Annotated in this window: 7 protein-coding genes; 6 read left to right on the top strand and 1 reads right to left on the bottom strand. The window is 65.1% G+C overall.

Going from position 1 to position 4,624, the window contains the following annotated elements; translation table 11 throughout:
- Nucleotides 1-19: 19 nt before the first annotated feature.
- Nucleotides 20-580, bottom strand: coding sequence for a hypothetical protein (locus tag ACTS2Z_RS07275; protein WP_442572556.1), 561 nt, complete (start codon nt 578-580; stop codon nt 20-22).
- 175 nt (nt 581-755) lie between these two features.
- On the opposite strand from ACTS2Z_RS07275, the gene ruvC reads away from it, so the two are divergent.
- The 6 genes from ruvC to ACTS2Z_RS07245 form a co-directional block, all read left to right on the top strand.
- Nucleotides 756-1,253: a crossover junction endodeoxyribonuclease RuvC gene (gene ruvC / locus ACTS2Z_RS07270; RefSeq protein ID WP_442572555.1), complete on the top strand. Its 498-nt coding sequence runs from the start codon at nt 756-758 to the stop codon at nt 1,251-1,253.
- Complete coding sequence (gene ruvA / locus ACTS2Z_RS07265) at nt 1,250-1,909, top strand: Holliday junction branch migration protein RuvA (protein WP_442572554.1); 660 nt, start codon at nt 1,250-1,252, stop codon at nt 1,907-1,909. Before ruvC ends, ruvA begins: the two co-directional genes overlap by 4 nt.
- A complete protein-coding gene (gene ruvB / locus ACTS2Z_RS07260) occupies nt 1,906-2,937 on the top strand; it encodes a Holliday junction branch migration DNA helicase RuvB (protein WP_442572553.1) in 1,032 nt (343 codons plus the stop codon). Before ruvA ends, ruvB begins: the two co-directional genes overlap by 4 nt.
- Nucleotides 2,934-3,380 (top strand): tol-pal system-associated acyl-CoA thioesterase, encoded by a 447-nt coding sequence (gene ybgC / locus ACTS2Z_RS07255; protein ID WP_442572552.1) that lies wholly within the window; start codon nt 2,934-2,936, stop codon nt 3,378-3,380. Before ruvB ends, ybgC begins: the two co-directional genes overlap by 4 nt.
- A gap of 184 nt (nt 3,381-3,564) precedes the next feature.
- Nucleotides 3,565-4,218, top strand: coding sequence for a MotA/TolQ/ExbB proton channel family protein (locus tag ACTS2Z_RS07250; protein ID WP_442572551.1), 654 nt, complete (start codon nt 3,565-3,567; stop codon nt 4,216-4,218).
- A partial coding sequence (locus ACTS2Z_RS07245) for an ExbD/TolR family protein (protein ID WP_442572550.1) occupies nt 4,219-4,624 on the top strand: 406 nt, incomplete at its 3' end.

Below are 4,624 nucleotides of genomic sequence, written 5' to 3'. Positions count from 1 at the left end.
GAACCTTGCATGGTGTCGTCTAGCACCGGCGTCCCTGATAGGCCGGATCGGCATAGGCGCCGGCATCGGTATCCGAGCAGTTGCGGGCGCGCCCGCGTCCACCACCGGCCGGGTCCGCATACGCGCCAGTATCGTTATCGGTATAACCTGTTTGCGGCCGCCCGCCGCGCCCTGCGCCTGCAGGGTCAGCATAGGCACCGCGGTCATTGTCGGTATAGCCGGTCTGGGGACGCCCGCCATGACCTCTGCCCCCGCCGACAGGGTCGGCATAAGGCCCGGTATCATTGTCGGTATAACCGGTCTGACCGCCCGAATGGCAGGACCGGCCCTGATTGGCCGGATCGGCATAGGGGCCAGCATCGGCGTCGGTACAACCGCGATAGCCGCCGCGAATGCCATAACCGGCGGCATCGGCATAAAGGCCGGCATCGGTATCGGTAACTCCGGTGTAGGGCGCGCCGGTCGTTGCGCAGCCGCCAAGGCCCAGCAAGGTTGCGCCGCCGGCAACCTGCCCCAGGAAAGAGCGGCGCGAAACCGGGCGCAGGCCCTTTTTGGGCTTGTCGGAATTGTCGTCGGACATCGGCGTTACCTCCCCAGGATACCTGTCCTCAATGTTCGAAAGCCTATGCCCTGATGGACCGCATTGCCAGCAGGAAATTGAAAGCACGGGCAAATTGGCTTGCCAGTGTGATGGCGCTACCCCGCCTTGCAGCGCAAGGGTGCGTGGCGGGGCGGAGCAGGTCTATGCTGCCGCGATGAGCCAGACGATTCGTATTCTCGGCATTGATCCAGGCCTTGCGGCAACGGGCTGGGGCGTGATCGACCAGACCGGCACGCGCCTGTCGCTGGTCGCGCACGGCATTATCCGGGCCCCCGCTAAGGCGCCCTTGCCGGAACGTCTTCATGCGATTTTTGCCAGCGTCGAAGCGCTGGTGGCAGAATACTCGCCTCACGAGGCGGCGGTTGAAGACCAGTTCGTCAGCGCCAATGCCGGCACGGCCCTGAAGCTGGGTCAGGCGCGTGCAGCGGCAATCCTGCCGGCGGCCCGGGCGGGCCTGAGTGTCGCGGAATACGCGCCGCGCCTGGTCAAGAAGGCGGTCGTGGGCACGGGCGGGGCCGAGAAGGACCAGGTTGCCGCCATGATTGCGGTCATCTTGCCGGGCAGCCGGGCCAGCGCGGATGCCGCCGACGCGCTGGCGGTAGCGGTGTGTCACGCGCATCACCGGGGTTCAATAGCGAGATTGAGCGCATGATCGGAATGCTCAAAGGCGTCGTGCTTGCCCTTGGTGATGACGAGGCGGTGATTGATGTCGGCGGTGTCGGCTATCTGGTCAGCGTCGGCTCGCGCGCCCTGTCGCGCCTGACGATTGGCGCAGGGGTCACGCTGCATATCGAGACCTATGTCCGCGAAGATGCCTTTCGCCTGTTCGGGTTCTTTACCGAGGCCGAACGCGCCTGGTTTGTCCGCCTTCAGGCCGTGCAGGGCGTGGGTGCGAAGCACGCTCTGGCCCTCCTCGATGCCGTGTCGGCGTCCGGGATCGAAACCGCAGCGGCGCTTGGCGATGCCTCGGCCTTCGAACGCGCTAAAGGCGTGGGGCGAAAGCTCGCCGAACGCATCGCGGTGGAACTCAAGGGCAAGGCCCCACCGGCCCGGCGGCGCAGCAAGACGGCGGGCGAAACGCTGGTCGAGGCCCTTGCTGACAGTGATGAAGCCACACCTGTTTCGGCCCCTTCCGCGCCGGAAGCAGACACTGATGATACGGCCCGTGATGTGGCGATCAGCGCGCTCATCAATCTGGGCTATGGCGAGAGTGAAGCGCGTCACGCCGTCGCCCTTGCCATCACCGCCAACCCGGGTTCGGGCGAAACCCTGCTGATCCGCGCCGCCCTGAAGGAGCTGGCGCGATGAGCGAGCCCGATCGCATCATCTCGTCTGATCCGGCACCCGGCGATGGCCGTGACAAGGCGCTGCGCCCCTTGAGCTTTGACGAATTTGTCGGCCAGCGCGCAGCCATCGACAATCTGAAGGTTTTCGTGAAGGCGGCCGCCAGCCGGGGCGAGGCGCTGGACCATGTTCTCCTGTCCGGCCCGCCGGGGCTTGGCAAGACAACGCTTGCCCAGATCGTCGCGCGCGAACTGGGCGTCAATTTCCGCGCCACCTCCGGCCCTGTCATCGCCCGCGCAGGCGATCTGGCTGCCATCCTGACCAATCTCGAAGCGCGCGACGTCCTCTTCATTGACGAGATCCACCGCCTCCTGCCGGTGGTGGAGGAAATCCTCTATCCGGCCATGGAGGATTTTGCGCTGGATCTGGTGATCGGGGAGGGGCCGAGCGCGCGCACCGTGCGCATTGATCTGCCCCCCTTCACCCTCGTCGGCGCAACCACGCGCGCAGGCCTGCTGGCAACGCCGCTGCGCGACCGGTTCGGCGTTCCGGTGCGCCTTGAGTTCTACGGCGAAAAGGAACTGACCAGCATTGTGACGCGTGGTGCCGGCAAGCTGGGTGCTGCCATCGAGCCGGACGGCGCGCGCGAGATCGCCCGCCGGGCACGCGGCACACCGCGTGTAGCCGGACGCCTCCTGCGCCGCGTGCGCGACTTTGCCGAAGCGGACGGGGAGGTGACCATTTCAGCCAGGGTTGCAGACCGTGCCCTGAAACGCCTCGAAGTCGACGAGGTTGGCCTCGATAGCCTCGACAGGCGATATCTGCGGGTTCTGATCGACGGCTTTGCCGGTGGCCCCACAGGCGTGGAAACTTTGGCAGCGGCCTGCGCCGAGGCCCGCGACGCGCTCGAAGAAGTGGTCGAGCCTTTCCTGATCCAGCAAGGCTTTATCCAGCGCACGCCGAGGGGGCGGATCGCCGCCCCGCGCGCCTGGACGCACATGGGATACGAGCCGCCGCGCGCCGGACCGGACCTGTTCGGGGACGGGCAATGACCGTGTACGATCCGCAAGCGGGATACTGGCGTGATGGCGCGCATTACCTGCCCGTGCGCGTCTATTATGAGGACACCGATTTCACCGGCATCGTCTATTACGCCAACTATCTCAAATTCTTAGAGCGTGGGCGGACCGACGCGCTTCGAACGGCGGGCCTAAGCCATGCTCAGTTGTTGCAGGGGGATCCGCCGCTGGGCTTTGCAGTGCGCAAGGTGACCGTCGAATATCACGCGCCTGCCCGCATTGATGATGCGCTGGTCGTTGAAACCCGCTTCTCCAGCCTCACCGGCGTGCGCATGGCCATTGAGCAGACGGTCACGCGGGAGGGTGTGTTGCTGGCCAGCGCCGAGGTCGAGGCGGTCTGCATTGATCTCGACGGCCGTCCGAAGCGCCTGCCTGCCGGCCTGAAGGATGCTTTGGGCAAGGTGGCGAGAGGCTGACCGCTCGCGTCTGCAATTCCAAACGCGTCCTTAACCCTTCTTCCTTCAAATCGCCCCAATCGGATCAGAGAAAGTCCGCCGGGAACATCTTCGGGCGGGTTTTGAGCGTGCCGGTCTTGGCGAGTGCTTCGCGCATCGCTAGGAAGCGCGCTCATCCGTTCGCGAGGAGTGTGAGGGAGCCGCCATGGACAGCGTTGCCGTAGAACTGGCCCAGCCAGCGCAGGAACTGACGATTTTCTACCTTTTCATGCGCGCCGACATGATCGTGAAGGCGGTGATGGGCATTCTGCTTCTGATGTCGCTCTGGTCATGGGCCGTCGCCATCGAGAAATTCCTGCAATTCCGCAAGGCAAGCTCGCAGGCAGCCAGCTTCGAGGACGATTTCTGGGCAGGCGGCTCGATCGATGACCTTGCCAACCGCTATGCGCGCAATCCCAAGGACCCGTTCAGCCGCGTGCTGGCGGCCGCCCTTCGCGACTGGGACAGCTACTCGGTTTCGCGCTCCGGCGGCGCGGAGGCCAATCGCGAACTGACCCGGATGGAGCAGGGGCTGGGTATTCTGGCCATTGTCGGCTCCTCCGCACCCTTTATCGGCCTCTTCGGAACGGTCTGGGGCATCATGAACTCCTTCCGCTCCATCGCCGCTTCGCGCGACACCAATCTTGCCGTCGTGGCGCCGGGTATCGCCGAGGCGCTGTTTGCAACCGGCCTTGGCCTCGTTGCCGCTATCCCGGCGGTGATTTTCTTCAACGCGCTCTCTTCCCAGCTCGCCAAGTATGCCGTGCGCCTGGAAGGCTTCGTCGACGATCTCTCCGCTCTCGCCGCGCGGGAGGGCTAGATGGCCGGCAATGTGGACATGGGCGGCCGCCGCTCTGGCCGCCGCTGGAAGCCCAAGGCAGAGATCAACATCGTCCCGTACGTTGATGTGATGCTCGTTCTGCTGATCGTGTTCATGGTTGCGGCCCCGCTTCTGACGGTGGGCGTCGATGTCAGCCTGCCCGATACCGAGGCACGCGCGATGACAACCTCTGAAGAGCCGCTGACCATCACCATTCAGGCCGACGGCACGCTTTATCTGCAGGAGACGCAGGTTGCGTTCGAGGAACTTGTACCGCGCCTGGAAGCGATCTCGCAGACCGGCTCGGAGGCGCGCGTCTATATCCGTGCTGACGAGGCGGTCGATTACGGGCAGGTCATGCGGGTCATGGCCCGGGTGTCCTCTGCCGGTTACGCCAATATCGGCC

The organism is Glycocaulis sp. (assembly GCF_052168375.1).
GTDB lineage: Bacteria > Pseudomonadota > Alphaproteobacteria > Caulobacterales > Maricaulaceae > Glycocaulis.
This window is presented reverse-complemented; position numbering and strand designations above follow the sequence as displayed.

What these genes read in the sequence shown, in the direction of transcription:
- ACTS2Z_RS07275 (WP_442572556.1), bottom strand. Translation starts at nt 580, where the DNA reads ATGTCCGACGACAATTCCGACAAGCCCAAAAAGGGCCTGCGCCCGGTT.
- ruvC (WP_442572555.1), top strand. Translation starts at nt 756, where the DNA reads ATGAGCCAGACGATTCGTATTCTCGGCATTGATCCAGGCCTTGCGGCA.
- ruvA (WP_442572554.1), top strand. Translation starts at nt 1,250, where the DNA reads ATGATCGGAATGCTCAAAGGCGTCGTGCTTGCCCTTGGTGATGACGAG.
- ruvB (WP_442572553.1), top strand. Translation starts at nt 1,906, where the DNA reads ATGAGCGAGCCCGATCGCATCATCTCGTCTGATCCGGCACCCGGCGAT.
- ybgC (WP_442572552.1), top strand. Translation starts at nt 2,934, where the DNA reads ATGACCGTGTACGATCCGCAAGCGGGATACTGGCGTGATGGCGCGCAT.
- ACTS2Z_RS07250 (WP_442572551.1), top strand. Translation starts at nt 3,565, where the DNA reads ATGGACAGCGTTGCCGTAGAACTGGCCCAGCCAGCGCAGGAACTGACG.